The sequence below is a fragment of the Streptomyces sp. NPDC032721 genome (assembly GCF_055579625.1).
In genome coordinates, this window is sequence record NZ_JBVIMX010000042.1 from 1 (window position 1) to 25,724 (window position 25,724).

Below are 25,724 nucleotides of genomic sequence, written 5' to 3' on the forward strand. Positions count from 1 at the left end.
AGCAACCACACTCGACCCGCTGCTAACAACCCCTGGCCCCGCGGAGCGGTTTAGGGAAGGGGCGGGGAGGGGCACAGCCCGCCGCAGGCGCGACATCCCCACCCCACAGCAAAAGGGCCCGCCCCCGGCGCAAACCGGAAGCAGGCCCTCCACGCACGATCAATCCCACCCGTCTACCCGAAGACGAGCTGTACCGCCCAGAAACTGACCGCCGCCACCACCGCCGCCGCCGGCATCGTGATGAACCACCCCATCACGATGTTCTTCGCGACCCCCCACCGCACGGCCCTCGGCCCCTTGGTCGAGCCGACGCCCATGATCGCCGAAGTGATCACATGCGTCGTCGAGATCGGCGCGTGGAACATGAACGAAGCCGTGTACATCACAGAAGCAGCCGTCGTCTCCGCCGCGAAACCCTGCGGCGGATCCAGCTCGATGATCCTGCGCCCCAGCGTCCGCATGATGCGCCAGCCACCCGCGTACGTACCGAGCGAAAGCGTCACCGCACAAGCGACCTTGACCCAGATCGGAATGGCATCGTTCTGCCCCTCCACATCCGCGATCACGAGCGCCATCACCACGATGCCCATGGTCTTCTGCGCGTCCTGCAGACCGTGCCCCAGCGCCATGGCCGCGGCCGACACGGTCTGAGCGATCCGGAATCCCCGCTTCGCCTTGTGCGGGTTGGACCGGCGGAACATCCACATGATCGCGACCATCACCAGATAGCCGATGATCAGGCCGACGAACGGCGACAGGAACATCGGAATGACGACCTTGGACAGCACTCCGCCCCAGATCACCTCCGTCCCGCCGGCCAGCGCCGCACCCACCATGCCGCCGAACAACGCGTGCGAGGACGACGAGGGAAGCCCGAAGTACCAGGTCACCAGGTTCCACACGATGGCCCCGACGAGCGCGGCGAACAGGATCGCCATGCCCTTCTGGCCGTGCGGCGTCTCGATGAGGCCCTCACTGACGGTCTTCGCGACGCCCTGCCCGAGAAAGGCACCGGCGAGATTCATGACCGCGGCCATGGCCAGCGCCGCCCGCGGGGTCAGCGCCCGCGTCGAGACCGAGGTCGCGATCGCGTTCGCCGAGTCGTGGAAGCCGTTGGTGTACGTAAAACCGAGCGCGACCGCGATGGTCACGACCAGCGTAAAGGTGTCCACGAAGCTCAGGACTCCTTGACGGCGATGGTCTCCACCGTGTTCGCCACGTGCTCGAAGGCGTCGGCCGCCTCTTCAAGCACATCAACGATCTGCTTGAGCTTCAGCACCTCCATGGCGTCGTACTTGCCGTTGAAGAGCTGGGCGAGCAGCTTGCGGTGGATCTGGTCCGCCTGGTTCTCCAGCCGGTTGACCTCGATCCAGTACTCGGTCAGGTTGCTCATCGTGCGCAGCCCGGGCATCGCCTCGGCGGTCAGCTCCGCCGCCCGCGCCAGCACCTCGATCTGCTGCTCGACGCCCTTGGGCAGTTCTTCCACCTGGTAGAGGACGACCAGGTCGACGGCCTCCTCCATGAAGTCCATGATGTCGTCGAGGGACGACGCGAGGTTGTAGATGTCCTCGCGGTCGAAGGGCGTGATGAACGAGGAGTTCAGCTGGTGGAAGATCGCGTGAGTGGCGTCGTCGCCCGCGTGCTCCGCTGCCCGCATGCGCTCCGCGATCTCGGCCCGGGCGGAGGAGTCCGCTCCCAGCAGTTCCATGAGGAGCTTGGAGCCCGTGACGATGTTGTCCGCGGATGCGGAGAACATGTCGTAGAAGCTCGTCTCCCGGGGGGTCAGACGAAAGCGCACGTGGGGTCCTCGGGGTGCATTGGATTCGGTCAGGCTGATGCTAGGCGCATCATCCGGCCACGGCTAACTGGCACTAACCGGCGTTCTTCAGTGTCGCCCATCGGGCAGAGTGGCGGGCACGGGCCCCCGCGGCCCGGCGAAAAGCGCCGTACAATATACCCATGAGGGGTATGTAACCCCATTGATTCGCCCCAGGAGGACGCGATGACGACCACCGAAGAGGCGGCCGGCGTGACCACGACGGACGCGCCCTCCGAAGCCGCCGTGACACACGGCTACCACAAGCAGAAGGACGAACACCTCAAGCGGCTGCGCCGCATCGAGGGCCAGATCCGGGGCCTCCAGCGGCTCGTCGACGAGGACGTCTACTGCATCGACATACTCACCCAGGTGTCCGCCTCCACGAAGGCCCTGCAGTCCTTCGCCCTCCAGCTCCTGGAGGAGCACCTGCGGCACTGCGTGGCGGACGCGGCGCTCAAGGGCGGGGCGGAGATCGACGAGAAGGTCGAGGAAGCCACGAAGGCGATCGCCCGGATGATGCGCACCTGATCGTCCTCACAGGGCGTACGGGCTCCAGGCGTACGGAGGGGGAGGCGGCCACTACCGCCTCCCCCTCACCGCTTGCGGCACCTGCTCCGCCTGCCCGAACTACTCGAACTCCTTCGCGGCAGCCCTGAGCACCTCGTCGATCCGGTCCGGACTGAGCCGTTCCCCGTCCGCGGACGAGGCGGCGATCATCAACTCACCGCACAGTTCGATCTCGGCGAGGGCAACGCGGTCCTGTACGGCCGCACCACGCAACGGAACCACCTGCATCACCTCTTCCCGACCTTGCTTCTGCCACGGGCCGAATTCCTAGCGTAGGGAGGAGGGCACACACCGCGCATGGCACGGACGGACCATTTCACCCCCACCCGCCCTCGCCATGCGCCGGAGCACGCCGGGTGACAACCGCGGCTCCACCACCCCCGCCGCCCTACTGCCGGATCTTCCCCGCGTAGATGTCCTTGGCGGGCGGCAGCACGATCCGCACCGGCTTGCCGAACGCCGCCAGCGAGGTCGTGGACGCCACGGCCACCTCCTTCCCCCCGTTCACGAAGCCGAACCGGTGACGCACCTTGGTCACCCGCCCCTGCTCGTCGAGGTACGCGTCGAACGGCACGCCCTTCTTGGAGAACCCTTTCGCCGCCGCCCCGAACGGCCCCCGCAGCTCCGGCGACGCGGCCCGCGCGGCACGCGGCAGATCGGCGATCCCCCGGTAGTGCCGCAGCCCGCCCTCCTTCCCCACGTACGTCGCTTCCCGCGCGCCCCGCAGCAGCTCCACGGCCGCCATCGGATCGGTGGCCCCGCCCGTCACCAGGTTCCCGTCCCGCAGCGCGGCGGTCTCGATCCGCACCCACTTGTCGGCGGGCACCCCGGCACCCCGGTTCTTCATGAACAGCGCACCCGGCGCGAACACCTCGACCATCGGCCGGTGTTCCTCCTGCCCGGCGGGCCCGGTGGGCAGCATCAGCCTCAACTGCCCCAGCCTGCCCCGGAAGTCGTACGTCCCCTCGCCCCGGATGGTGACCCGCGTCCCGCCGGCCGCCATCTCCATCCCGGTACGCACCGCGCCCGCGCTCCCGGTCCGCAGGACGGTGTCGGCCGCCGCCCGTCTGACGACCTCGGCCCGGTCCCCGTTCTGCCGGTCGACGGCGGCGGCACCACCGCCGGCACACCCCGCGGTCGTCCCCACCAGCCCCACCACGGCAGCAAGTCCGACCGCCCCGCCTCTGACCCTGTCCATCCCGCCTGCCTCCGAAGTGAGAGCCCCCTGCTCTCCCCGTACAACGACCCCACCCGCACCCGCGTCACGCCCCGAAAGGTGACGCGGGCCGTTCACCGTCCCCCAGTACCGTGGGGCCGTGTCCCCGAACGACCCGCGGCCCCCGGCCGATGCCCATCACGTCACCACCACCGAACGCGGCTCCTTCACCCACGCCCAGTGCGCCTGCGGCTGGCGGGGCCCCTCCCGGCGCAGCCGCGACAAGGCCCGCCAGGACGCGGCCGCCCACGCCGAACACCCGTGAGCCCACTCGCCCCCGCACACCCCCGCGTGCAACCCCGCACCCCCGCTCCGCCGTCCCTCCCCACGGGAGGCCCCATGTCACTGAAGCGCCGCACGTTCCTCACCACCGCCGCGACGGCCACCGCCACGGCGGCGACCGCCACCGCCTGCCAGAGCCAGAGTCGGAGCCCGGACCAGAGCGGCAAGCCCACCACCCCGTCCTCGCCGCAGACGGAAAAGGCGACATCACCCCCCACGCCCAAGCCCTCCGCCCCCCACGACCTGGCCGCCCTCGCCCGCACCCTGGAAGGCCCCCTCCTCCGCCCCCAGGACGCCGACTACGCCCCCGCCGCCCGCCTCTACAACACCCGCTTCGACCACCTCCGCCCCGCCGCCCTCGCCTACGTCGCCCACGAGGCCGACATCCGCGAGGCCCTCGCGTACGCCCGCGCGACCCGCACCCCCGTCGCCATCCGCAACGGCGGCCACTCGTACACCGGTTGGTCCTCCGGAACCGGCCGCCTCGTCATCGACGTGTCCAAACTGGCCACCCTCACCACCCCCACCCGCGACTCCGCCGTCATCGGCGCCGGCGCGAAACTCATCGACGTCTACCAGTCCCTCGCGCGCACCGGCCGCACCGTCCCCGGCGGCTCCTGCCCCAGCGTCGGCATCTCCGGCCTCGTCCTCGGCGGCGGCCACGGCGTCGTCTCCCGTGCGTACGGTCTGACCTGCGACAGCCTGACGGCGGCCACGCTCGTCACGGCCGACGGCACCACCCTGCGCTGCGACGCGACCGAGAACCCCGACCTCTTCTGGGCCCTGCGCGGCGCGGGCAACGGCCAGTTCGGTGTCGTCACCGGCCTCGAATTCCGTACGCATCCCACGCCCCGCGCCGTCACCGGCAACCTCACCTGGCCCTGGTCGAAGGCCGCCGCCGTGCTCGCGGCCTGGCAGCGGTGGGGGCCGGACCAGCCCGACGAGATCTGGTCGTCGGCGCACGTGTCGGCGGGCGCGGGTGGCGGAAACCCGACCCTGTCCCTCTCCGTGTTCTCCCTCGGCACCCAGGGCGACCTGGCCAATGCACTCGACCGGCTCGCCGACGCGGCGGGCGCGTCCCCCCGCTCCACGTCGCTGCGCCCGCGCGGCTACCGGGAGTCGATGCTGTTGTACGCGGGCTGCGCGGACTTCTCCCAGGCGCAGTGCCATCTACCCGGCCGTACCCCGGGCCGTACCCCCGAGGGCGCGCTCGGCCGGGAGACGTACGGGGCCCGCTCCGACTTCTTCGCCCGCGCGATCGACCCGGCGGGGATCCGCACCCTGCTCTCCGGCGTCGAGGGCTTCACCCGCATCACCGCCGCCCAGGGCGGGGGCGGCGGCACCGTGATGCTCACCGCGCTGGGCGGCGCGGTCAACCGGGTCGCCCCCGGAGCGACCGCGTTCGTCCACCGCGACATGCGCGTCCTGGCCCAGTACACGGCCTCCTGGCGCCCCGGCACCCCGGGCACCGCGCAGCAGAAGTGGCTGACCACGACCCACGGTTCGATGCGCCGGCACGCCTCGGGGTCGGCGTACCAGAACTACACCGACCCCACGCTCCCCGACTGGCGCCGCGCCTACTTCGGCGCCGCCGCCGACCGCCTCACCGCACTCAAGTCCCGCTACGACCCGGACCGCGTCTTCGACTTCCCACAAGCCCTTTGACGGGGCACCGGGACACCAACCCCCTCACGCAGCAAGGTCGTTGAACCCGCGCCCGTCCTCGCCACGGGCGCGCCGCGATTCCGCCACCGCCCGCGCCTGCCCGGCGAGCGCGGCGGCCCGGCGCTCGGCGTCGGTGTCCCGCGCCTCCCGGCTCCGTACGAGCGAAGCGGTCACGCCCCACCGGGAGATCGCCGCGACCACCGGCGTCAGCACCATCATGGCGAGCGGTGCGAGCAGCAGCGCGACGGCCGTGCCGAGCGCGAACCCGCCGATCACGTCGGACGGGTAGTGCACCCCCATGTACACCCGGCAGAAGCCGGCGCCCAGCGCCAGCGGGATCCCCAGGAGGCCCAGCTTCCGGTTGGCCATGAAGATGCCGACCGCGAGCGCCATCGCGATCGTCGAGTGGTCGCTCACGAAGGAGAAGTCGGTCTTCCCGTCGACCAGGACCTCAAGCCCCTTGTGTTCGACGAAGGGGCGGGGGCGCTCCACGAATCCCCGGATCGGAATGTTCACCAGCAGGGCGATCCCGGCCGCCAGCGGTGCCCAGACGATCGCGGCGGCCGACGCCACCGAGTCCTCGGCGGTCCCACGGCTGCGCCCGCGCCACCAGCACCACACGCCCACCAGGACGAGACCGAGCAGCATCCCGTACTCGCCGACGTACTCCACGATCCGGTCCGCCCAGTGGGGGGCGTCGACGGCGATGCCGTTGATGTCGTAGAGCAGGCTGACGTCGGGGTTCGCCCCATCCATTGCGAGTCCAGCCATCTGTACGGCCCCTTGCCCTTGCTGTGTCGACCCCCGTGACGGTTCTTCGGCGACGTGTGGTCTGTGACGTGTGGTCTGTGACGTGTGATCAGGTTGTTCGGTGCGGTCAGTACGGTCGGTGCGGTCGGTGCGACAGCCGCGTGGTCAGCGCGACCGGTGTCCCGTCCAGGGAACGCCCCGCACCCGGCCCGGGTTCCACTCTCCACCGAACGATCACCATGACGTTATCGACTCTTGACCCATCGTCCCAGCTCAGGGGCGACTCGTCACACAGAGTTCCGGCCATGTACGACGGCCCGTCAGGCTTCCGCGAAAAGGCCTCACCACTTGCTCACACCTGCGGACGGGCGGTCGGCAGCGCCTCCGCCCCCGCTTCCGTCACTCGCGTCGCACCGAAATAGTCCGGGGTGTCGATTTTGTCGAACCGGATGACGGCGCCGGTGTAGGGCGCGTTGATCATGTAGCCGCCGCCGACGTAGATGCCGACGTGGCGGATTTTGCGCGAGTTGGTGAGGTCGTCGGAGAAGAAGACGAGGTCCCCGGGGAGGAGTTCCTCGCGGGTGGGGTGGGGTCCGGCATTGTACTGGTCGTTGGCGACGCGCGGCAGCTCGATGTCGACGGTGCGGTAGGCGGCCTGCGTCAGCCCGGAACAGTCGAACCGGCCCTGCTGGTCGGGGGTGCCGTTGCCGCCCCAGAGGTAGGGGGTGCCGAGCTTCTTCTGCGCGTAGTAGATGGCGGCGGCGGCCTGCCGGGAGGGGGCGACGCGTCCTATGGGCTTGGCGAAGCTCTGTTCCAGGGAGCGGATGATCTTGACGTAGTTCTTGGTCTCCGGGTACGGGGGGACCCCGCCGTACTTGATGACCGCGTACGCCCCGGCGTTGTAGGCCGCGAGCATGTTGTCGGTCGGGTCCCCCGGTGCCTTCTTGACGTACCCGGCCAGTTCGCAGTCGTACGAGGCGGCCGACGGGATGGCGTCCGCCGGGTCCCAGATGTCCTTGTCGCCGTCGCGGTCCCCGTCCACACCGTGGGCGGCCCAGGTGCCGGGGATGAACTGGGCGATGCCCCGCGCGTCGGCCGGACTGACCGCCTTGGGGTTCCAGCCGCTCTCCTGGTAGAGCTGCGCCGCGAGCAGCGCCGGGTTGATGGCGGGACAGAGGTTGCCCCACTTCTGGACGAGCGGCTGGTACAGCCCGGGCACCGCGCCCTTCGCAAGGCCGACCGCACGCCCTCCGGCACCGCCCTGACCTGCGATACCGGCCGCCGCCGAGAACGTACCGACGACGAGCAGCGCGACGAAGGCCAGGAACATCCCGGCCCCGACCCCACTCGCTACCCAGACTTTGCGCACCCCACAACCCTCCCCCATCCGGGCCGGATGTACGTCCGTTTCGACACAGGCATGTCGCCGACCGGAAGCACCCGGACCACTCTAGAAGGGGTACATGAAGCCCTCGCAGTGGAAGACCTTGTACTCCCTGGGTGCCTTGACGTGCAGATAACTGACGGTCCATTCGCCCGTGTACGAGGAGAGCGGGGCCGCGGGCAGCTTCTTGCCGCCCTTCGTGGTCGTGAAGTCGTCGGGGTAGACGAAGTCCTTGAACTCCTCGCCTCCGCCCTCGTGCAGGTTCAGCACCTTGCTCACCGCTCCCAGCTCGGTGTTGTCCTTCCCGTCCTTCGACACGGGCTTCACGGCGACCGCGACGTAGTACGGGGGCGCGCCTTCCACGGCGTACTTGAGCCGGTAGCCGATCCGTACCTTGCCCGGCGGTGTGTCGTCGGGCGCGCCCCCGCGCGGAAGGGAGGTCTGCAGGTGCAACGGCCCCTCCTCCTCCGGGGGGAGCGCGCACTTGTTCCGCAGTCCGTTCCACCAGTGGGGAGCGGGGGCGGTCTGCTCGACGTACTGCGGCGGGCCGACCGGCTGCTTGCTCTTCGGGGGGTCTCCCGGGATCTGGCCGGGGGTCTGCCCGGGGGCCCGGCCGCCCCCGCCTCCGCCCGACGCCGCCGCCTGCGTCTGCTTGGCCTCCGTGGTCTGCTTCGGCCCGGCCGCCCCCGGCGTACCCGTCGACCCCTCCTCGCCGTCCGGCCCCGTCAGCCACAGCGTCCCCGCCACCGAGATCCCGATCACCGCCCCCACCGCGACGGCCGCGATCCACGGCCTGGCCCGGCGGCGGGCATCAGCGGGGACCGCATCCGTCGTACGACCCCCACCGGCACCGCCCAGCGTCGGTACGTACCCCAACCCCGGTCCCCCGGTCGGCAGTTCGTGGAGCACCACCGGCGCCTCCGGCACCACCTCCCCGAGCCCGCCGACCACCGCCCCGTAGAACCCGTCGTCCACCAGCGCGGTCCGCACCCCGCACCGCCGGATGACCTCCTCGGGCGTCGGCCGCCCGGCCGGATCCTTCTCCACACACGCCCGTACGAGCTCGACGAGCCCGGCGTCCGCGACCCCGTCCAGGTCGATCGGCTCGTGCACCGCCCGGTACGACACCGCGTCGGTGGGCCCGCTCCCGAACGGCGGGCGACCCGTCACCGCGTACGCGACGGTCGCTCCGAGCGCGAAGACATCGACCTCGGGCCCCACCTGATTGCGTATCAGCACCTCGGGCGCGGTGAACCCGGGCGTCCCGGGAGCCATCCCGGTCACGGTCAGCGCCGTGTCCCCGACGCCGCGCGCGATCCCGAAGTCGATCAGCTGCGGCCCCTGCGCGCCCAGGATCACGTTCATCGGCTTCAGGTCCCGGTGCGTGACGTCGTACGCGTGGACGCTCGCGAGCCCCTCCGCCAGCGCCGCGAACAGCCCGCGCGCGGTGTCCACCGGGAACGCCCCGCGCTCGCGCACCGCGTGGGCGAGGGTCGGGCCGCTCACGTACTCGGTGGCGATCCAGTACGGAGCGGTCTCCAGCGCCGCGTCGATGAGGTTCGCGGTGTACGCGCTGCGCACGGCGCGCACCGTGTTCGCCTCGCGCCGGAAGCGGGCCAGCGCTTCCGGATGGTCGGTGATCTCCTCGCGGATCACCTTGAGCGCGACGAGCCGCCCGCCCGGCGACCGCCCGAGATACACCTGCCCCATGCCACCGGCGCCGAGGCGCGCGAGAAGGGTGTACGTACCGATGCCCGCCGGATCCTGACGGGGCCTGAGTGATTCCACGGGCCAGACTTTACCGACGCGTACTGCCGTACGAGCAGGGGAAGTTGGGAGGAATCAGGCAACGGCCCCTTCCTCCTGTTCCTCCTGTTCCTCCTGGGACCCGTCGAACGGCGGATAGTTCTCGCGGCCCGAGCGCTCGGCCGCGTCGATGTAGCCGACCAGCGCACCACGGGACCGCGCGAGGCTGTCCAGCTGCTCGTCGATCCGCCCGAGCCGCGACCGCATCGCGGCAAGCAGCTCGGGACACCCCGCCAGTTCCGGGGCCTCGCCCTGCACGCACGGCAGCAGATAGGCGATGTCCTCGGAGGACAGCCCGGCCCCGAGCAGGTGCCGGATCTGCCGCACCCGCAGCGCGGCGCTCTCGCCGTACTCGCGGTAGCCGTTGGCGCCGCGCTCCGCCTCCAGCAGCCCCTGGGCCTCGTAGTAGCGCAGCTGGTGGGTGTTGACGCCCGTCAGACGTGCCAGCTCCCCGATCCGCATCGCAGCAACCTCACTACTTGACCTTCACACCGGTATCAACGTCGACGATGCTGCCATGACGAACAACACCGCACCCACAACACCCGTAACGGTCATCGGACTTGGCCTGATGGGCCAGGCGCTCTCCGCCGCGTTCCTGAGGGCCGGCCACCCCACCACCGTCTGGAACCGCACGCCCGCCAAGGCTGACGGGCTGGTCGCGGCCGGCGCACACCGCGCCCCGACGCCCGCCGCCGCGCTGAAGGCGAGCACCCTGACGGTCATCTGCCTCACCGACTACCCCGCCGTCCACGAACTCCTCGACGCCCACGGGCCCGACCTGTCCGGCACCCTGCTCCTCAACCTCACCTCCGGCAGCTCCGCCCAGGCCAGGGAGACCGCCCGCTGGGCCGGGGAGCGCGGCGCCCGTTACCTGGACGGCGCGATCATGGCCGTCCCGCCGGTGATCGGCACCGCCGAGGCGGTGATCCTGCACAGCGGCCCGCGCACCGACTTCGAGGAGTACGAGCCGACGCTCGCCGCCCTCGGCACGGTCACGCACCTGGGCGCGGACCACGGCCTGGCCTCGCTCTACGACGCGGCGGGCCTGACGATGATGTGGAGCGTCCTCAACGCGTGGCTCCAGGGCACGGCCCTGCTGAGGACGGCGGGCATCGACGCACGGACGTACGCCCCGTTCGCCCAGCAGATCGCGGCCGGAGTCGCCACCTGGCTGCCCGGTTACGCCGAACAGGTCGACAGCGGCGCGTTCCCCGCCGAGGTGTCGGCACTGGAAACGGACGCCCGGGCGATGGAGCACCTGCTGGAGGAGAGCGAGGCAGCGGGCGTAAACACCGAGCTGCCAAAGCTACTGAAAACAATGGCAACCCGCGCCATAACCGCCGGCCACGGCGCCGAGCAATACCCAGTACTGATCAAGCAGTTCAGCACCCCACACCCGCAGACCTAGCCCCCTCGGGCGGCGGGGCATACCCCCGCCTCCTTGGGCGGCGGGGCATACCGCCGCCTCCTTGGGCGGCGGGGCATACCGCCGCCTCCTTGGGCGGCGGGGCATACCGCCGCCTCCTTGGGCGGCGGGGCCGCCCCCCGGGGGCGGAACGGGCGGGCAAGGAGGCGGCCCCCGGCGGAGCCGAACCCTCCGCTCCCGCCCCACCCCGGCACCCCACCCCTCCGCCCCCGCCAATCCCCACCTCACCTCACCTCACTTGGGCAACACCCCCGTCGCAAGCCCCAGCGTGAAAAGCGCACTGATGTGAGTGGTCACCATCGCCGCCCACCCCAAGAAGGGCATCTGCCAGTGCCACCGATACAACAGCCGCCACTCATGGACCACCGCACCGATCCCGAGCAAGTACAGCGGAATCCACAGCACCGCCCACCAGTTCCAGGGCCCGTCGGTCCACCGCACAACAAGGCTGGCGACCCCCAGCAGCACCAGAGCAATCCCCCACCCCGGCTCCTCCTTCTCCCCCGACGCTGCACCGGCACCAGCCCCGGCCCCGGCACCAACCGCCGCACCCTTCCCCTTGCCACCACTCATCCGAACCCCTCCACACCCTGCGGTCTCATGTACGACAACCCTCTCACCAGCCCACTTCAGGCCCCACATTCCTGAACCGAACCCACCAAAAGGCGCGACCCCGACGTGATCTCCCATGGCTAGGATCGCCAGCCATGAACGTCAGGAACCTCAGGAACCTCAGCAAGGCAGCAAAAGCGGCCGGCGTACTCGCGGCCTCGTTCGCGCTCACACTCGGCATCAGCACCTCGGCCACGGCCGCCGACCACACCATGAACACCGGCGACGCCTGGGGCGCGTTCGGATACAGCGGCAAGGCGGAGTTCACCGAGTACGGGGACATCCTCAAGATCTGCGACATCGACGCGGACGGCCACGCGGTCAAGATGTGGGTCGCGCTCGGCGACGCGTACGGCCCGACGATCTACGAGACATGGGTCGGCGGCAAGGGCAACTGCATCACGCACCGCGCGAGCGAGGGCGGCAAGATGGACCTCCCCGAGAACAAGACCATCGGCTTCCTCTTCTGCCGCTACCAGGGCGGCAAGGAGTCGGAGTGCCGCGCGTACAAGTTCAAGAACGACCACTGAGCGCGAGCTCGGCGCCCAGGTGTGCGGTGAGGAAGCGGGCAGCGCGGTCGAGTGCGGCGTCCGCTTCGTCGAGCCGGCCGTAGTTGAGCTGGAAGACGTGAGGGAGGCCGGGCCCCACTTCGAGCGTGACGTCGACGTCGTCGGCGCCCGCACGCCCGGCCAGCCGGACGGCGTCGTCGAGCAGCACCTCGTTGGCCCCGACCTGCACCAGTAGCGGCGGCAGCCCGGTGAGGTCGGCGAAGACCGGGCTGGCCAGGGGATGCGCGCGGTCACCCGTACCGACGTACAGATCGGCGTAGGCACGCACATCGGCCGCGTTGAAGATCGGGTCGGCAGCCTCCTTGGTACGCATGCTCGCCCCGGTGAGGGTGAGGTCGGCCCACGGGGAGAAGGTGACCACGGCGGCCGGTTGCGGGAGTCCGGCCTCGCGGGCCGCAAGCAGGGTGGCGATGCTCAGGCCGCCACCGGCCGAGTCACCGGCCACGACGAGTTCCCGCGGGTCGGTACCCGTCTCCAGCAGTTCGCGGTAGGCCGCGAGCCCGTCGTCGACGGCGGCGGGGAAGGGGTGCTCGGGCGCCAGCCGGTAATCCACCGACACGGCTCGCAGGCCGGTACGGAGTGCCAGTTCCCCGGCCAGCCCGGCGTGGGTGTCGGGGGACCCGACGACGTAGCCGCCACCGTGCAGATAGAGCAGTCTTCCCCGGCCGGAGCCGGAGAGTTCGGCCGGTGCCAGCTCCAGGGCCGGCCGCCCGCCGAGGACGGTCCTGCGTGTAGCCACGCCGTCCGGCGCGGGCCTGGTCAGAGCCGCGGCGAAACCGGTGCGCTGCTCCTCCACAGTGGGCGGCGTCTCGCCGCGAGGAGCGGACCGGAGCAGGGCATCGAGTGCGTCGCGCTGCTGTCGGGACATGGTGGCCTCCAGTGATCGGGGTGAGAAGATGGATTCCCAGGAATCCACTTGGTGGAGTTAACCACATTCCAAGGAAGATGATTCCTAGGAATCTATCGGAGCTGCCGTGACCCACATCACATCGATCTTCACTGATCTCGTCCGCGTCGAGACCCGTCTCTACAACGCGGTGAACGCCCGGCTGCGCAGCGAACAGGAGCTGGCCCTGGGTCAGTTCGAGTTCCTGGAGATCATCGACCGCGTGCCGGAATGCCGCGTGCTCGACATCGTCGGCGAGCTGGCGATCACGGTCGGAGCCGTGAGCAAGGCGGTCGACCGACTTGTCGCCGCAGGCTGGTGCGTACGGGTCGCGCACCCCCAGGACCGCCGCTCGTCCGTCCTGCGCCTCACCCCCGAGGGCAAGGAGCAACTGGCCGCCTCCCGCACCGTCGTCACCACCGAACTCACCGCGCTGACGGCGACCGTCCCTCCCGACGACCTGAACCGCATCGCCGCGACCCTGGCGGCCCTCCGCGCGACCCTTGAGGCAGGCTCCCACGGCCAACCGGGCTGAACTCCTGAGCCCGGACCGTCAATCGGCCGTCAACCGACCGCCGCCCCGACGGTCACCGCGACGGACCGGCGACGAAGCCCGGCAGCCAAGAACTCCATCTCGACCAACGTCCCCACCAGCCCGGTCACCCGCAGCTCGCCGGCCAAGGCCCGTGCTTGCGCCAACGTCAGCCCGTACGCCTCCCGAAGGGACTGCAGAACGGGCACAAGGCTCGCCCCGCGGTCCGCCGCGAGACGAAGCCGGACAGGTCCGTGCTCCGCCAGCAACGCCTGCCGGATCTCCTCGGGAGTCACTCCGCCACTGTCCTGCTCGCACCACCCGGCGGGGCAGGCCGAGCAGCTCCCTTCGGTGCCCCACCACACCTGCCCGCGATCAATGAACTGGCCGACGTCACGCGTCAGTACGCCACCGCAGTCGTCGCACCGCGAAGTGATCTTCACGCCCTGAGTGATCATCAAGCCCCCTGCCGCCGATCGTCCCTCTGCGCATACTCAGCACAACCTAGGTACTCGCGCCCAGGCGGAGGGCGGAAGCCGCTGCCTAGCATCCTGATCATGAGTTCCACAGAGCAGCGCTCGCGGGGCACGGTGTCGCTCGTACTGGCGTCGGCCGCCATGGCGATGGTGGTCGTGCCCCTGCTCCCCCTCCCGGCCCCGATGTGGTCCCGCCATCTCCTCTTCTTCTCCGTCGTACCGTTGGCGCTCGCCGCGATCGCGTCGGGCATCGTCGCGCTGCGCAGGATGCGGGGCCAGGAGGGAGTCGACCGCTTCCGGGCCCGGTCGGGCATCACGCTCGGCACCATGATCGTCGTGATCCCGCTGGGCGCACTCATCTGGGCGATACGGGCACTGAACCAGGCCCACTGACCCCGTACTCCGACCTCATCGAAGTCTCCCCCCGAAGCCCAGGAACGCATCAGCACCCGCAACCACCCGCACAGAGCTCGACTGCGCCGGTCAGCCCTCCCCACCGTTCCGCATTCCCTGCTTGTACGCGCGGACCTTCGCCCGGGACTCCGGGTCCGTGATGTCCGCGACCGACCGGTACACGCCCGCCTTGCCGTAGGGGCCCGCCGCCGTACGCCATCCCTTGGGCCGTACGCCGAGCTGTTTGCCCAGCACCGCGAGGAAACTCCGCGCCTTCTGGTCGCCGAAACCGGGCAGATCCCGCAGTCGCTCCAGCAGTTCCCCGCCCGAGGCGGCCCCCGCCCAGACCGCGCTCGCCTCACCGCCGTAATGCTCCTCCAGGTACTGGCACAACTGCTGGATCCGTCGCGCCATCGTGCCGGGGAAGCGGTGTACGGCGGGCTTCTCGGCGAGCAACGCCGCGAAGCGCCCCGGGTCGTACGCGGCGATCTCACGCGCGTCCAGATCGGCCGTGCCCATGCGGCCGGCGATCGTGTACGGGCCCTGGAACGCCCACTCCACCGGAACCTGCTGGTAGAGCAGCATCCCCGTCAGCAGGGCCAGCGGACTGCGGCCGAGGAGCTCGTCGGCGGCCGGCGCCTGGGCCAGGTGCAGGGTGGGATGAGCGGCCACAGGAGGATCATCCCCCGCCCGGGGACACGGCGCGAGGCGTGCCGCACCGCACCGCACGGCCCCACGCGGCCCGGTCAGCCGTCGGCTCTGCCCTTCAGCCTCGGGCCCCTGCCCGGGAACCGCCACCGCTGGGCAGCCCGCCGGCACCCGCACCGGGAGTGACGGAGCATCACCTTCCGGCGTTGGCACGCCTACCCGACACGTCAAGGCCTCCCCGAGCCCCCCGGCACGTAACAGAGCCAGGGTGCCTAACGCCAGTCATTGCCCGGAGTCACCCCCCGTGATACACAGAGTGACCATACGGCTTTTCGCATAACAACCGGCCTCACCCCCTCCGCACCGCAGGTCAGAGCGGTGGGGCCGGACGTACGTGCGGAAGTCCGGTAAAGAGAGCCGCCAAGTCGACATACCGGGGCGGTTTCATCAGCGAAGATAGGGCGATGCTCCCTGCCGTCCGGCAGGCGTGCGAACTACCCAACAGGGGCGGTGACTTAATGATCCTGGCAGCCGAAAAGGGCGATATCACCACCATCATCGGCGGAATCGCGCCGAACTGGGGCCCGTTCGGGAGCCTCGGCAGCGAAGCCCGCATCATGATCGAGGTCGTGATGGCCGTAGCCATCCTGCTCTGCCTCGGCATCGCCATCTGGGGTGCGGCAAAGCAACGGATCGGTGCGACGGCTCTGCGTGACACGTTCAGCGCGGAACAGGGCAAGGGCCTCATCGTGGCCGGGCTGACCGGTGTCTTCATCATCGGCTCACTCGGAACGCTCTTCACGATCGTGTACGGCATGGCCGTCTAGCCACCTCTCCCCAGTCCTCACCGGGCGTGCCCGGCCCTCCCCCTGAGGTTGCGTTTCCTGATGACGAGTCACCACACCGTGCCCACGCGGGAAGCGGCCCCGCTACCGTCTAAGCACTACGCATACGAATGCGAGTACGAGTACGGCGACTACGACGCGGGACTGCGAAAGGCTGAGGGGGCGTACGCGGCATGAGCCTCGGTGACGACGACCGGAGGGGGACCGACGACCCCTACACGACGTTGGGCGGCACCCGCCAGACGCGTACCCGGATGCCGGAGGACGCGGGCACGGGCCGGACACGCGGCGGCGGCCGACCGGGCGTGCGGACCTCGCGGTCGATGATCACGGTGGTGGGGGTGGTGGTGCTCCTGGTAGCAGCCATCGCCTTCGCCAACCGCGGCCCGGGAAGCAGTGGCCCGGGCGGCGAGGAGAAGGGCAAGGAGGGCGCCCCCTCCTCGAACTCGACCGCCGCGACGGGCGAGAAGCCCGTGCAGCACAAGGGTGCGACGGGGATCCCCTCGGGGTTCGCCCGCAACGCCCAGGGCGCGCAGAGCGCCGCGTCGAACTACGCGGTGGCGCTCGGCTCCGTCGACATGTTCACGGCCGACAGCCGCCACCGCATCGTCGACGCCCTCTACACGCCGGAGTCGGCGACCAAGCTCAAGGGACCGCAGGACGCGGCGTACTCGCCCCAGTTCCTCCAGAAGCTGGGCCTCGACGCGGACGGCAAGGCCCCCGAGGGCAGCGTGTTCGTCTCCCGCACCCTCCCGATCGGCACCAAGACCGAGTCCGTCGACGCCGACAACGCCAAGGTCTCCGTCTGGTACAGCGGCCTGATCGGCATGTCCGGCGCCAAGTCGATCGACCCGGTGAAATCGAACTGGGGCACCTGGACCTTCGACCTGAAGTGGGTCGCCGACGACTGGAAGATCGTCGCCGACGCGCAGAAGAAGGGGCCGACCCCGCTCCCCGGTGACGAAGCGGCCTCCAGCTCGGAGGAGATCAGCAAGGCAGTCGAAGAGTACGGAGGGTTCACTTATGCCCGGTAGCCTCCGACGCCGTACCGGCCAGGCAGCCGCCACCCTGGCGACCGTCCAGGTGGCGTTCTTCGTGTGGGCGGCCCGCGCTGCCGCCGCACCCACACCGCCGCCGACGCCGGCCCCGAGTGGCAGCAACAACCCCTGCGACCTGCTGATCGGTCCCGCCAAGGAGTACTGCGAAAAAGGCAACTCCGCCCCCGGCTCCTCCCCCTCCACCATCGCCCCCTCCCCCGCCGACTCCACCCTCGACCCCCTCACCTCCCTCGCCAAAGGCTGCGCCGACGCCGCCGCGTGGATCGTCCGCAAGCTCAGCGAGGCCGTGAACGCGACCGCCAACGTCGACTTCACCAACGCCAAGTTCCTCCAGCAGTACGCCGTCGTCTTCGCCGCCTCGACCGTGCTCACCCTGGTCCTGTGGCTGCTGGCCGTCGCCAAGCGGGCCATGCGCGGGGTGCCGCTCGCCACCGCCGTGTCCGAGGCCATCGGGTTCCTCTGGCTGACCGTGCTGGCCTCCGCCTTCACCCCCCTGATCCTCTACACGATCGTCTCGGCGACCGACGGCGTCACCAAGGTCATCGCCTCCGCGACCGGCGGCGAGACCGACGTCTTCTTCGGAGCGTTCGCCGAAGCCCTCCAGAAGCGCGACCAGATCGGCGGCGGCCCGATCATGCTGATCGTCGTCGCCCTCGTCACGATCCTCGCCGCAGGCGTCCTCTGGCTCGAACTGGTCATCCGTGCCGCCCTGTTGTACGTCGGCGCCCTCCTCGGCACCGTCGTCTACGCGGGCCTCGTCGACAAGAACCTCTGGAGCCACGTCCGCCGCTGGGCAGGCATCATGATCGCGGTGATCCTGGTCAAACCGGTCATCGTGATCGTCCTCGGCCTGGCCGGCGCCCTCTCCGGCGGTGACGGGCCGAACGCCTTCTCCGCCGTCGTCTCCGGCCTCGCGATCATCCTGCTCGCCATCTTCGCCTCGGCGATGATCTACCGCTTCGTGCCCGGCTTCGGCGACGACATCGCCGCCGCCAGCGCCAGCCGCAAGCAGGTCACCGACGGCGCCCGCGCCTCCGCGGTCATCTCCTCCCCCGCCAACCTCGTCTCCCAGGGCATCAAGACCCACAGCGCCCGCGGCGGCGGCAGCGCCCCCGCCCCGCGCCAGGCGTCCACCGCCAACGCCTCCGGCGGAATGGCCGCCCACAGTTCCCGTACGGGCGACAGCGGCAGCCCCTCAACCGGAGGCGGAAGCGGAGGCACCGGCGGAGGCGGCGGTGCCATCCCGTCCGCCGCACCCTCGGCCCGTAGCAACAGCACCCACAGCAACCGCGGCAACGGCAGCACAGGGCACTCCGGAACCTCCGGATCGCCCCACGGCCACCGCAAGAACCCAGGAGGGGGAGGGCGTTGACCACCCAGTCCCACCCGATCACGCCGCGCCGCACGTATCTCATCGGCCGTGCCAGGCCCAACGCGATCGTCGGCAAGAACCGCGAGACCGGCGAGATCGCACTGATCATCGCGGGCGCGTTCCTCGGCATGATGTGCGGACTCCTCGTCCCCAGCCTCTCCCTGCGCATCATGCTGCTCGTCGGCTTCCCGCTGGTCGCGCTGATGGCGGTGTACGTGCCGTACAAGCACCGCACCTTCTACAAGTGGTTCGAGATCAACCGGAGTTACAAGCGGAACCTCCGCAAGGGGACCACGTACCGCTCCCAGGCCATGGAGGCCGGCGTCAAGGGCGACGGCCGCGAGGTCGAGATCGGCCCGCCGCCCGGCATCGGGCGGATCAACTGGCTGGCCGCCCCCTTCGGCCCGGACGAGATCGCCGTGCTCCTGCACGCCGACCGGCGCACCGTCACCGCCGCCATCGAGATCGAGGGCCCCGGCGTCGGACTGCGCGACAGCGAGGACCAGGAAGCCCTGGTGGACCGTTTCGGCACACTGCTCAAGCACGTGGCGAACGGCGACGGCTTCGTGACCAGGCTCCAGATGCTGGCCCGTACCCTCCCCGCCGACCCCGACGCCCACGCCAAGGACGTCGCCCAGCGCGGCGACCACTCAGCACCCGGCTGGCTCACCGACTCCTACGACCAGCTCCAGTCGATGGTCTCCACCTCCAGCGAGCAGCACCGCGCCTATCTGGTCGCCTGCATGCACTACACCCGCGAACTGGCCGCCGAGGGCGCCGCGATGGCCCGCGCCTCACGCCCCAAGGGACAGCGCAAGATCGACAAGGACGCCGGTCTCGCCATCGTCATGGCGCGCGAGCTGACCGACATCTGTGCCCGCCTCGCCGAGGCCGACATCCGGGTCCGCCAGCCGCTCGGCCAGGGCCGGCTGTCCTCGCTGGTCCACTCCATGTACGACCCGGACCACCCCATCGACCACATCCAGGCCATGACCAAGCGCAACGCCTGGCCCGCCGAACTGGACGCGACGGAGGCCACGTACCTCCAGGCCAAGACCCGCGAGTCGCTGACCCGAGAGCCGTGGTGCCACGCCACCGCCTGGGTGAAGGAGTGGCCGATGACCCCCGTCGGCGTCAACTTCCTGGCCCCGCTCCTGGTCCACACCCCGGACGTCATCCGCACCGTCGCCGTCTGCATGGACCTCGAACCCACCGAGGTCGCCATCGAACGGATGCTGACCGAGAAGACCAACGACGAGGCCGACGCGTCCCGTGCCGCCAAGATGAACCGCACCGTCGACCCCCGCGACATCGCCGCCCACGGCCGCCTCGACCAGCGCGGCGAGGACCTGGCGTCCGGCGCGGCCGGCGTCAACATCGTCGGCTATCTCACCGTCTCCTCCCGCAGCCCCGAAGCGCTCGCCCGCGACAAGCGCACCATCCGCGCCTCGGCCGGCAAGTCGTACCTGAAGCTGGAGTGGTGCGACCGCGAGCACCACCGCGCGTTCGTCAACACGCTCCCCTTCGCCACCGGCATCCGCCGCTAGCCGTACCGCCGGACCCCCCGGACCACCGGAAGCCCGTACCACCCCGCACCGCCCGAAAGGACAGACCATGCGAGACCCGCTGTCCGCAGCCACGGAAGCCTTCACCAGCTTCCTCTTCGGCAAGGTCGAGACGACGCGCCTGCCCGTCCGTACGTCCACCGGCCAGGCACAGGCGGTCTACCTCCCGACGGCGGCTCCCGGTCTCGGCGACTCCGGCGTGATCATCGGGCGCGAGGTCTACAGCGGCAAGGGCTACATCTACGATCCCTTCCAGCTGTACGGTCAGCAGCTCCCGGCCCCCCACTGGCTGGTCCTCGGCGAGTCCGGCAACGGCAAGTCCGCCCTGGAGAAGACCTACGTACTGCGCCAGCTCCGCTTCAAGGACCGCCAGGTCGTCGTCCTGGACGCACAGGGCGAGGACGGCGTCGGCGAATGGAACCTCATCGCCCAGCAGCTGGGCATAACTCCCATCCGGCTGGACCCGATGGCCGCCCTCGACGGCGGCATCAAGCTCAACCCCCTCGACCCGGCGATCACCACCACGGGCCAGCTCGCCCTGCTCCGTACGATCATCGAAGTCGCCATGGGCCACGGCCTCGACGAACGCTCCGGCTTCGCCCTCAAGGTCGCCCACGCGTACGTCAACGAGACGATCACCACCCGCCAGCCCGTACTGACGGACATCGTCGAGCAACTCCGCCACCCCGAGCCGGAGTCGGCGGAGGCGATGAACGTCGACATAGACGACGTACGGGCGTGGGGCCTGGACGTCGCGCTGGTCCTGGACCGCCTGGTCGACGGCGACCTGCGCGGCATGTTCGACGGCCCGACCTCGATCGGCATCGACCTCGACGCCCCCCTGATCGTCTTCGACCTGTCCCACATCGACCGCAACTCCATCGCCATGCCGATCCTGATGGCGATCGTCGGGGTGTGGCTGGAGCACACCTGGATCCGCCCCGACCGGGTCAAACGCATCTTCCTGGTCGAAGAGGCCTGGCACATCATCAACTCCCCCTTCGTCGCCCAGCTCTTCCAGCGCCTGCTGAAGTTCGGCCGGCGCCTGGGCCTGTCCTTCGTCGCGGTCGTCCACCACCTCTCGGACGTCGTCGACGGCGCGGCGGCGCGCGAGGCGGCGGCCATCCTCAAGATGGCCTCCACCCGCACCATCTACGCCCAGAAGGCCGACGAGGCCAGGGCCACCGGCCGCGTCCTGGGCCTGCCACGCTGGGCGGTCGAGATCATCCCCACCCTCACCCCCGGCATCGCGGTCTGGGACGTCAACGGCAACGTCCAGGTCGTCAAACACCTCATCACCGAGGCCGAACGCCCCCTGGTCTTCACGGACCGCGCCATGACGGAATCCTCCGCCGCCCCGGCCCCCGAGGAGGACGACGGCTTCCTCAGCGAGGAAGCCCGCGCCGCCGACTGGGAAGCGGAACAACGCGCCGCCCTGATCGAAGCCCAAATGGCCGAAGTCGAATCCTCGGACGCCACGGTCGCCTGACATGCCCCCACTCCCCTTCCTCCAGGCCCTACTGCCCACCACAGCCCCCTACACCCCCGCCCTCTCGGGCGGCGGGGCCGCCCGCCGAGCCCCCTTGGGCGACGGGGCCGCCCGCCGAGCCCCCTTGGGCGACGGGGCCACGCGCCGAGCCCCCTTGGGCGGCGGGGCCGCCCCCCGGGGGCGGAACGGGCGGGCAAGGGGGCGGCCCCCGACGGAGTCGCACCCCTCGCCCCGGCCCCACCTCCGCCATGGCCCCACCCACTATTCCCACCACTCCAGCCCACCCCCGCCCCCCAACCGCTCGGGCGGCATCCCCGACGGCCTCCTCCTCGGCCTCCTCGCCCTCTTCCTCGGCCTCACCTTCCTCACCTGGACCTCCACCGGCCTCGCCGCCCTCTTCTCCCACGGCGCCTGGCCCAAGAACGTCACGCTCCCGAACGCCCCCTCCGCCATACGCCAACTGGTCACGTCCCCCCAGGACCTGGCCAACGCCTGGCCCACCACACCCCCGGCGGAGCTCTCCGGCTACGGCCTCTTCTGGGGCCTCCTCATCGGCCAGCTCCTGATCCTGATCGTCCTCACGATCTTCGCCCTGGGCACCCTCGCCCGCTGGCGCCTGGTCCGAGCCCACTCCCGCGAAGCCCGCCTAGCCACCACCCACAAACCCAAGCCCCCACACCCGACGCACGACGCCCCACACCCTGCGGACGATGCCCCGCCCCCTCGGGCGGCGCAGCCGCCTACGCCCCCCGCCCCCTTGGGCGGCGAAGCCGCCCACGTTGCCCCGTCTCCTTGGGCGGCGGGGCCGCCCCCCGGGGGCGGAACGGGCGGGCAAGGGGGCGGCCCCCCGGCGGAGCCGACCCCCTCGCCCCCGCCCACCCCCGACCCGCACCCCACCACCCCGGCGCCCACACCAGTCCCGGTCCCGGTCCCAGTCCCAGTCCCGGTGGCACCACCAACACCGGCACCAACCCTCCTCCTAAACCGCCACACCCACCGCCCCACCACCCTCCAAACCATCCAAGACGCCCCCGGCCCCGCCCTCATCCTCACCTCCGACCCCACCCTCTACACCGAAACCTCCGGCCCCCGCTCCAAACTCGGCCCCGTCCTCCTCTACGACCCCAACCACCTCTGCGACACCCCCGCCCGCCTCCACTGGTCCCCCCTCACCGGCTGCCAGCACCCCCAGACCGCCGCCGCCCGCGCCACCGCCCTCCTCGCGCCGATCCGCCCCCACTCCCGTATCGACGCGGCCGTCGCCGACACCGCCGAAACGCTCCTCCGCAGCTACCTCCAAGCCGCAGCCCTCACCACCAGCAACACCACCAGCATCATCACCACCACCAACAGCACCCCCCTAAAACACCTGCACCGCTGGTCCCAAGGCACCCACACCCACGAAGCCGTCCGCATCCTCCGCACCCACCCCAAGGCCACCTCCGGCGCCGCCGGACTCCTGGAGTCCGCCCTCACCGCGTACCCCGAACGCCGCGACGTGGCCCATGCGTTGACGACCCGTGCACTCTCCGCCCTTTCCTCGATCCACATTCGCGAATCTTGCACCCCTAACCGAAGCGATTCGCTCACCTTGGAATCATTTGTGGACGAGGGGGGAACGCTCTACATGGTCGGTGAAGCAATCGAAGACCCCCGCACCAACCCCACCGGCCCGGGCGCGATGCCGTTGCTCACCGCCCTCGCCTCATACGTGGTCGAGCACGGCCGCCGCATGGCCGCACGGTCATCCGACGGTCGGCTCGACCCACCAATGACGCTCGTCCTGGACGATGTCGCGGCCGTGGCTCCACTTCCCCAGCTCCCGGAGCTCCTCACGGCCGGTCAGGGCCAAGGTCTCCCGACCCTGGCCCTGCTCCGTTCCGACGAACAGTTCAAGTCCCGCTGGCCACACGCCCGTTGACGCTCCCCAGGCTCGGCCCACGTACACCTACGTACACCTACGTACACCCGGAAGAAACCCCCCACCCCCACTGCCCCCTAGCCTCCGAATCCGCGAGAGTCGTACGTGTTCCCCAGGGATTCCCCACGGAACCCCCAGGGAGCACCACCCACTCCGCCCCGGCAGAAGAGGCCCCCTTGCCCACCCGACGCCAGACCCTCGGCACCACCGCCGCCCTGACCGGCGCAGCCTTACTCCCCACCACCACACAGGCCACAGCAGCAACAACAACCCCCCGAACCGCCCCCTCAGGCCCCCGAACCACCCTCGCCCTCACCCACACCACCGTCCTCGACGGCACCACCTCCCGCCCCCGCCCCGACCAGACCCTCCTCCTCCGCGACGGCCACCTCGTAGCCTCCGGCCCCAGCGCCCAGCTCCGGGCCCCCGCCGGCGCCCGCGTCATCGACCTCACCGGCAAGTACGTCATCCCCGGCCTGATCGAGTCGCACATCCACACCAGCGACGGCCAGGACGACATCACCCCGCCCCTGTTCCCCCTGACCGGCGTCACCGCGGTCCGCGACATGTGGGGCACCCCGGTCCAGCACGCCTGGCGCGAGAAGATCGAAGCGGGCACCCTCCTCGGCCCCCGCTTCGTCATCGCCGGCCCAATCATCGACGGCCCGCCCTCGATCTGGGCCAGGGACACCGGACTCCCGCTCATCGAGGTCACCGACGCCAGATCCGCCCGCGCCGCCGTACGCCGGGTCAAGGACGAGGGCGCCGACTTCGTGAAGGTCTACTCCCGGCTCTCCCCGGAGGCGTACGAGGCCATCGCCGACGAGTCCCGCACCCTGGGCATCCCGTTCGCCGGCCACTGCCCCGACACCCTCCCGATGGCCCGCGCCGCCGCCTCGGGACAGCGCTCCGTCGAGCACCTGCACGCGATGCTCCTCGCCACGTCCTCCCGCGAACGCGAGATCCGCGAGGGCCTGGCCAAGGTCCGCATCGACCCCACGGACCCCTCCAGCCTGTCCCGTTACAACAGCTGGTTCCGTCAGGTGCACCCCCTGGAGTGGCAGGCGATGCGCAGTTACGACAAGGGCCGCGCCCGCCGCCTCTTCGCCGCGCTCGCCGAGAACGGCACCCGCGTCGTCCCCACCCTCACCATCCATCACACCCTGGAACGCACCGACGAACTCCCCACCCGGTCCGACGACTGGAAGTACGTCCCCGCCTGGCAGGTCAAGTCCTGGCCGCACATCCTGGAGGCCCTGGTCGGCTCCCGTACGCCCGAGGACAGCGCCCGCGTCCGCGAGATCTACGAGCACCGCCTGCGCCTGGTCGCCGAGATGCACCGCGCCGGTGTTCAGCTCATCGCGGGCACGGACAGCGGCACCGGCTACTCGGTCCCAGGCTTCTCGCTGCACGGCGAACTCCGCCTCCTCGCCGAGGCAGGCGTCCCCACCCACCGCGTGCTGGAGGCCGCCACCACAGCCCCGGCCCGCCTGCTCCGCCTCCCCGAGCACCGCCCCGCCGACCTGGTCGTCCTCGACGCGAACCCCCTCACCGACATCGCCCACACCCGCCGGATCCACTCCGTCGTCAACGCGGGCCGCTACATCGGCCCCAAGGACCGCACCCGCCTGCTCGCGGACATAGAAAAGGCCGCGGCCAGGAGCACTCCCCCCGAAGGGGGAACGGTCCCGACCACGGCCACCCCGGGCTGCGCCTGCAACGCACCCCACTGACCCGGTAGTTACGGGCGCTGCACAGCCATCTCGATCTCGTTCTCGTCGGACCGGTCACCCTCCATCGGGACGGTGTGGCCGGTCCGCTCGAAGCCCACCTTCCGGTAGAGCCCCTCCGCCCGCGCGTTCCGCTCGTGCACGAACAACCGCACCCGCTCGATCCGAGGCTCGGCCAGCTCGAAGGACCATTCCACCGCCGCCCTGAACAGTGCGTCCGCGATCCCGGTCCCCCGCGCCTCGGGCCGTACGAACACCCCCACGACGTGGGTCTGGTCGACGGCCGCCGCGTCCGGAAAGGGCCCGGTCAGGCCGGCCCGCTCGACCATCACGGTCACGCTCCCGTCCCACCGCCCGTCCGGCGCCTCGGCGACGAGCTGCGCGATGGCGTCCCCGGAGGCCGCCCGCTCCGTCCGGCCCTGCCAGAAGGGGTCCGGCTGGGCGGACGCGTTCTCGTAGGTCTCCAGGAAGGCGATCGGCGCGGCCGGGTCCTGGAGGGAGGCCAGCCGGAGTTCCTTGACCTGCTGCCATTCGTCGGCACGTACACGACGTATGAGGTGTTCCATGAACCAATCCTGGTCACGGCCCCACCCGAGGGCAACGTGATTAAAACAACCCGTAAACGCAGAAAAGCCCCGCACCATAAGGTGCGGGGCTTTCCCACAATGATTGTTCGGCGGCGTCCTACTCTCCCACAGGGTCCCCCCTGC

At 70.5% G+C, this 25,724-nt stretch carries 27 protein-coding genes; 14 read left to right on the plus strand and 13 right to left on the minus strand.

Going from position 1 to position 25,724, the window contains the following annotated elements:
* Positions 1–173: 173 nt before the first annotated feature.
* Positions 174–1,172 (minus strand): inorganic phosphate transporter, encoded by a 999-nt coding sequence (locus tag ACZ5PB_RS42165; RefSeq protein WP_468698925.1) that lies wholly within the window; start codon positions 1,170–1,172, stop codon positions 174–176.
* Between the two features lie 5 nt (positions 1,173–1,177).
* A complete protein-coding gene (locus ACZ5PB_RS42170; RefSeq protein WP_433546850.1) occupies positions 1,178–1,798 on the minus strand; it encodes a DUF47 domain-containing protein in 621 nt (206 codons plus the stop codon).
* 204 nt (positions 1,799–2,002) lie between these two features.
* On the opposite strand from ACZ5PB_RS42170, the gene ACZ5PB_RS42175 reads away from it, so the two are divergent.
* Positions 2,003–2,347 carry a metal-sensitive transcriptional regulator gene (locus tag ACZ5PB_RS42175; protein WP_389255473.1) on the plus strand — a complete coding sequence of 115 codons (345 nt, stop codon included), beginning with the start codon at positions 2,003–2,005 and terminating at the stop codon, positions 2,345–2,347.
* Positions 2,348–2,446: 99 nt separating this feature from the next.
* Here the strand turns inward: ACZ5PB_RS42175 and ACZ5PB_RS42180 are convergent, their stop codons facing one another.
* Complete coding sequence (locus ACZ5PB_RS42180; protein ID WP_468698926.1) at positions 2,447–2,614, minus strand: hypothetical protein; 168 nt, start codon at positions 2,612–2,614, stop codon at positions 2,447–2,449.
* A gap of 160 nt (positions 2,615–2,774) precedes the next feature.
* Entirely contained in the window at positions 2,775–3,584 is an 810-nt protein-coding gene (locus ACZ5PB_RS42185; RefSeq protein ID WP_468698927.1) for a hypothetical protein, read from the minus strand.
* 118 nt (positions 3,585–3,702) lie between these two features.
* On the opposite strand from ACZ5PB_RS42185, the gene ACZ5PB_RS42190 reads away from it, so the two are divergent.
* Both ACZ5PB_RS42190 and ACZ5PB_RS42195 read left to right on the plus strand, forming a co-directional pair.
* The gene (locus tag ACZ5PB_RS42190) at positions 3,703–3,867 is read left to right on the plus strand and encodes a hypothetical protein (protein WP_468698929.1); all 165 of its coding nucleotides are present in this window, start codon (positions 3,703–3,705) and stop codon (positions 3,865–3,867) included.
* A 74-nt stretch (positions 3,868–3,941) separates the two neighbouring features.
* Positions 3,942–5,549 carry an FAD-binding oxidoreductase gene (locus ACZ5PB_RS42195; RefSeq protein WP_468698930.1) on the plus strand — a complete coding sequence of 536 codons (1,608 nt, stop codon included), beginning with the start codon at positions 3,942–3,944 and terminating at the stop codon, positions 5,547–5,549.
* A 24-nt stretch (positions 5,550–5,573) separates the two neighbouring features.
* On the opposite strand, the gene ACZ5PB_RS42200 is transcribed toward ACZ5PB_RS42195, so the two are convergent.
* The 4 genes from ACZ5PB_RS42200 to ACZ5PB_RS42215 all read right to left on the minus strand — a co-directional run bounded on the left by ACZ5PB_RS42200 (position 5,574) and on the right by ACZ5PB_RS42215 (position 9,951).
* Positions 5,574–6,320: a phosphatase PAP2 family protein gene (locus ACZ5PB_RS42200; RefSeq protein ID WP_468698931.1), complete on the minus strand. Its 747-nt coding sequence runs from the start codon at positions 6,318–6,320 to the stop codon at positions 5,574–5,576.
* A gap of 331 nt (positions 6,321–6,651) precedes the next feature.
* Positions 6,652–7,686 carry a C40 family peptidase gene (locus tag ACZ5PB_RS42205; RefSeq protein ID WP_468698932.1) on the minus strand — a complete coding sequence of 345 codons (1,035 nt, stop codon included), beginning with the start codon at positions 7,684–7,686 and terminating at the stop codon, positions 6,652–6,654.
* A gap of 63 nt (positions 7,687–7,749) precedes the next feature.
* On the minus strand, positions 7,750–9,471 hold the full coding sequence (locus tag ACZ5PB_RS42210) for a serine/threonine-protein kinase (protein WP_468698933.1): 1,722 nt from the start codon (positions 9,469–9,471) through the stop codon (positions 7,750–7,752).
* A gap of 54 nt (positions 9,472–9,525) precedes the next feature.
* Positions 9,526–9,951 carry a MerR family transcriptional regulator gene (locus tag ACZ5PB_RS42215; protein ID WP_468698935.1) on the minus strand — a complete coding sequence of 142 codons (426 nt, stop codon included), beginning with the start codon at positions 9,949–9,951 and terminating at the stop codon, positions 9,526–9,528.
* A 55-nt stretch (positions 9,952–10,006) separates the two neighbouring features.
* On the opposite strand from ACZ5PB_RS42215, the gene ACZ5PB_RS42220 reads away from it, so the two are divergent.
* A complete protein-coding gene (locus ACZ5PB_RS42220; RefSeq protein ID WP_468698936.1) occupies positions 10,007–10,900 on the plus strand; it encodes an NAD(P)-dependent oxidoreductase in 894 nt (297 codons plus the stop codon).
* Positions 10,901–11,152: 252 nt separating this feature from the next.
* Here the strand turns inward: ACZ5PB_RS42220 and ACZ5PB_RS42225 are convergent, their stop codons facing one another.
* Entirely contained in the window at positions 11,153–11,491 is a 339-nt protein-coding gene (locus ACZ5PB_RS42225) for a hypothetical protein (protein ID WP_468698937.1), read from the minus strand.
* Positions 11,492–11,625: 134 nt separating this feature from the next.
* On the opposite strand from ACZ5PB_RS42225, the gene ACZ5PB_RS42230 reads away from it, so the two are divergent.
* A complete protein-coding gene (locus ACZ5PB_RS42230) occupies positions 11,626–12,060 on the plus strand; it encodes a hypothetical protein (protein ID WP_468698938.1) in 435 nt (144 codons plus the stop codon).
* Here the strand turns inward: ACZ5PB_RS42230 and ACZ5PB_RS42235 are convergent.
* A complete protein-coding gene (locus ACZ5PB_RS42235) occupies positions 12,044–12,967 on the minus strand; it encodes an alpha/beta hydrolase (protein ID WP_468698939.1) in 924 nt (307 codons plus the stop codon). The genes ACZ5PB_RS42230 and ACZ5PB_RS42235 overlap by 17 nt on opposite strands.
* A 106-nt stretch (positions 12,968–13,073) precedes the next feature.
* Between ACZ5PB_RS42235 and ACZ5PB_RS42240 the strand changes: the two genes are divergently transcribed.
* Positions 13,074–13,520: a MarR family winged helix-turn-helix transcriptional regulator gene (locus ACZ5PB_RS42240; protein ID WP_468698941.1), complete on the plus strand. Its 447-nt coding sequence runs from the start codon at positions 13,074–13,076 to the stop codon at positions 13,518–13,520.
* Positions 13,521–13,549: 29 nt separating this feature from the next.
* Here ACZ5PB_RS42240 and ACZ5PB_RS42245 read toward each other — a convergent pair whose 3' ends face one another.
* Positions 13,550–13,975, minus strand: a complete 426-nt coding sequence (locus tag ACZ5PB_RS42245; RefSeq protein WP_468698943.1) for a hypothetical protein — start codon at positions 13,973–13,975, stop codon at positions 13,550–13,552.
* A 99-nt stretch (positions 13,976–14,074) separates the two neighbouring features.
* Between ACZ5PB_RS42245 and ACZ5PB_RS42250 the strand changes: the two genes are divergently transcribed.
* Positions 14,075–14,386 (plus strand): hypothetical protein, encoded by a 312-nt coding sequence (locus ACZ5PB_RS42250; protein WP_468698945.1) that lies wholly within the window; start codon positions 14,075–14,077, stop codon positions 14,384–14,386.
* A gap of 90 nt (positions 14,387–14,476) precedes the next feature.
* Here ACZ5PB_RS42250 and ACZ5PB_RS42255 read toward each other — a convergent pair whose 3' ends face one another.
* A complete protein-coding gene (locus ACZ5PB_RS42255) occupies positions 14,477–15,058 on the minus strand; it encodes an HhH-GPD-type base excision DNA repair protein (RefSeq protein WP_468698947.1) in 582 nt (193 codons plus the stop codon).
* Between the two features lie 494 nt (positions 15,059–15,552).
* Here ACZ5PB_RS42255 and ACZ5PB_RS42260 point away from each other — a divergent pair, with 494 nt between their 5' ends.
* From ACZ5PB_RS42260 to ACZ5PB_RS42290, 7 genes are all read left to right on the plus strand, one after another.
* Positions 15,553–15,861, plus strand: coding sequence for a hypothetical protein (locus ACZ5PB_RS42260; protein ID WP_384346002.1), 309 nt, complete (start codon positions 15,553–15,555; stop codon positions 15,859–15,861).
* Between the two features lie 191 nt (positions 15,862–16,052).
* Positions 16,053–16,913 (plus strand): hypothetical protein, encoded by an 861-nt coding sequence (locus ACZ5PB_RS42265; protein WP_468698948.1) that lies wholly within the window; start codon positions 16,053–16,055, stop codon positions 16,911–16,913.
* On the plus strand, positions 16,903–18,309 hold the full coding sequence (locus ACZ5PB_RS42270) for a hypothetical protein (protein ID WP_468698949.1): 1,407 nt from the start codon (positions 16,903–16,905) through the stop codon (positions 18,307–18,309). The genes ACZ5PB_RS42265 and ACZ5PB_RS42270 overlap by 11 nt, the downstream gene beginning before the upstream one ends.
* Positions 18,306–19,856: an SCO6880 family protein gene (locus tag ACZ5PB_RS42275; protein ID WP_468698951.1), complete on the plus strand. Its 1,551-nt coding sequence runs from the start codon at positions 18,306–18,308 to the stop codon at positions 19,854–19,856. Before ACZ5PB_RS42270 ends, ACZ5PB_RS42275 begins: the two co-directional genes overlap by 4 nt.
* Before the next feature lie 67 nt (positions 19,857–19,923).
* Positions 19,924–21,363 (plus strand): ATP-binding protein, encoded by a 1,440-nt coding sequence (locus tag ACZ5PB_RS42280; protein ID WP_468698952.1) that lies wholly within the window; start codon positions 19,924–19,926, stop codon positions 21,361–21,363.
* Position 21,364: 1 nt separating this feature from the next.
* Positions 21,365–23,284: a type IV secretory system conjugative DNA transfer family protein gene (locus ACZ5PB_RS42285; protein WP_468698954.1), complete on the plus strand. Its 1,920-nt coding sequence runs from the start codon at positions 21,365–21,367 to the stop codon at positions 23,282–23,284.
* A gap of 176 nt (positions 23,285–23,460) precedes the next feature.
* Positions 23,461–25,017, plus strand: coding sequence for an amidohydrolase family protein (locus ACZ5PB_RS42290; RefSeq protein ID WP_468698956.1), 1,557 nt, complete (start codon positions 23,461–23,463; stop codon positions 25,015–25,017).
* Positions 25,018–25,025: 8 nt separating this feature from the next.
* Here ACZ5PB_RS42290 and ACZ5PB_RS42295 read toward each other — a convergent pair whose 3' ends face one another.
* Complete coding sequence (locus ACZ5PB_RS42295; protein ID WP_468698957.1) at positions 25,026–25,580, minus strand: GNAT family N-acetyltransferase; 555 nt, start codon at positions 25,578–25,580, stop codon at positions 25,026–25,028.
* Positions 25,581–25,724 lie beyond the last annotated feature (144 nt).

Coding starts and splice junctions, on each gene's coding strand:
- ACZ5PB_RS42175 (WP_389255473.1), top strand. CDS start 2,003: ATGACGACCACCGAAGAGGCGGCCGGCGTGACCACGACGGACGCGCCC.
- ACZ5PB_RS42180 (WP_468698926.1), bottom strand. CDS start 2,614: ATGCAGGTGGTTCCGTTGCGTGGTGCGGCCGTACAGGACCGCGTTGCC.
- ACZ5PB_RS42185 (WP_468698927.1), bottom strand. CDS start 3,584: ATGGACAGGGTCAGAGGCGGGGCGGTCGGACTTGCTGCCGTGGTGGGG.
- ACZ5PB_RS42195 (WP_468698930.1), top strand. CDS start 3,942: ATGTCACTGAAGCGCCGCACGTTCCTCACCACCGCCGCGACGGCCACC.
- ACZ5PB_RS42200 (WP_468698931.1), bottom strand. CDS start 6,320: ATGGCTGGACTCGCAATGGATGGGGCGAACCCCGACGTCAGCCTGCTC.
- ACZ5PB_RS42205 (WP_468698932.1), bottom strand. CDS start 7,686: ATGGGGGAGGGTTGTGGGGTGCGCAAAGTCTGGGTAGCGAGTGGGGTC.
- ACZ5PB_RS42215 (WP_468698935.1), bottom strand. CDS start 9,951: ATGCGGATCGGGGAGCTGGCACGTCTGACGGGCGTCAACACCCACCAG.
- ACZ5PB_RS42220 (WP_468698936.1), top strand. CDS start 10,007: ATGACGAACAACACCGCACCCACAACACCCGTAACGGTCATCGGACTT.
- ACZ5PB_RS42225 (WP_468698937.1), bottom strand. CDS start 11,491: ATGAGTGGTGGCAAGGGGAAGGGTGCGGCGGTTGGTGCCGGGGCCGGG.
- ACZ5PB_RS42230 (WP_468698938.1), top strand. CDS start 11,626: ATGAACGTCAGGAACCTCAGGAACCTCAGCAAGGCAGCAAAAGCGGCC.
- ACZ5PB_RS42235 (WP_468698939.1), bottom strand. CDS start 12,967: ATGTCCCGACAGCAGCGCGACGCACTCGATGCCCTGCTCCGGTCCGCT.
- ACZ5PB_RS42245 (WP_468698943.1), bottom strand. CDS start 13,975: ATGATCACTCAGGGCGTGAAGATCACTTCGCGGTGCGACGACTGCGGT.
- ACZ5PB_RS42250 (WP_468698945.1), top strand. CDS start 14,075: ATGAGTTCCACAGAGCAGCGCTCGCGGGGCACGGTGTCGCTCGTACTG.
- ACZ5PB_RS42260 (WP_384346002.1), top strand. CDS start 15,553: ATGATCCTGGCAGCCGAAAAGGGCGATATCACCACCATCATCGGCGGA.
- ACZ5PB_RS42265 (WP_468698948.1), top strand. CDS start 16,053: ATGAGCCTCGGTGACGACGACCGGAGGGGGACCGACGACCCCTACACG.
- ACZ5PB_RS42270 (WP_468698949.1), top strand. CDS start 16,903: ATGCCCGGTAGCCTCCGACGCCGTACCGGCCAGGCAGCCGCCACCCTG.
- ACZ5PB_RS42280 (WP_468698952.1), top strand. CDS start 19,924: ATGCGAGACCCGCTGTCCGCAGCCACGGAAGCCTTCACCAGCTTCCTC.
- ACZ5PB_RS42285 (WP_468698954.1), top strand. CDS start 21,365: ATGCCCCCACTCCCCTTCCTCCAGGCCCTACTGCCCACCACAGCCCCC.
- ACZ5PB_RS42295 (WP_468698957.1), bottom strand. CDS start 25,580: ATGGAACACCTCATACGTCGTGTACGTGCCGACGAATGGCAGCAGGTC.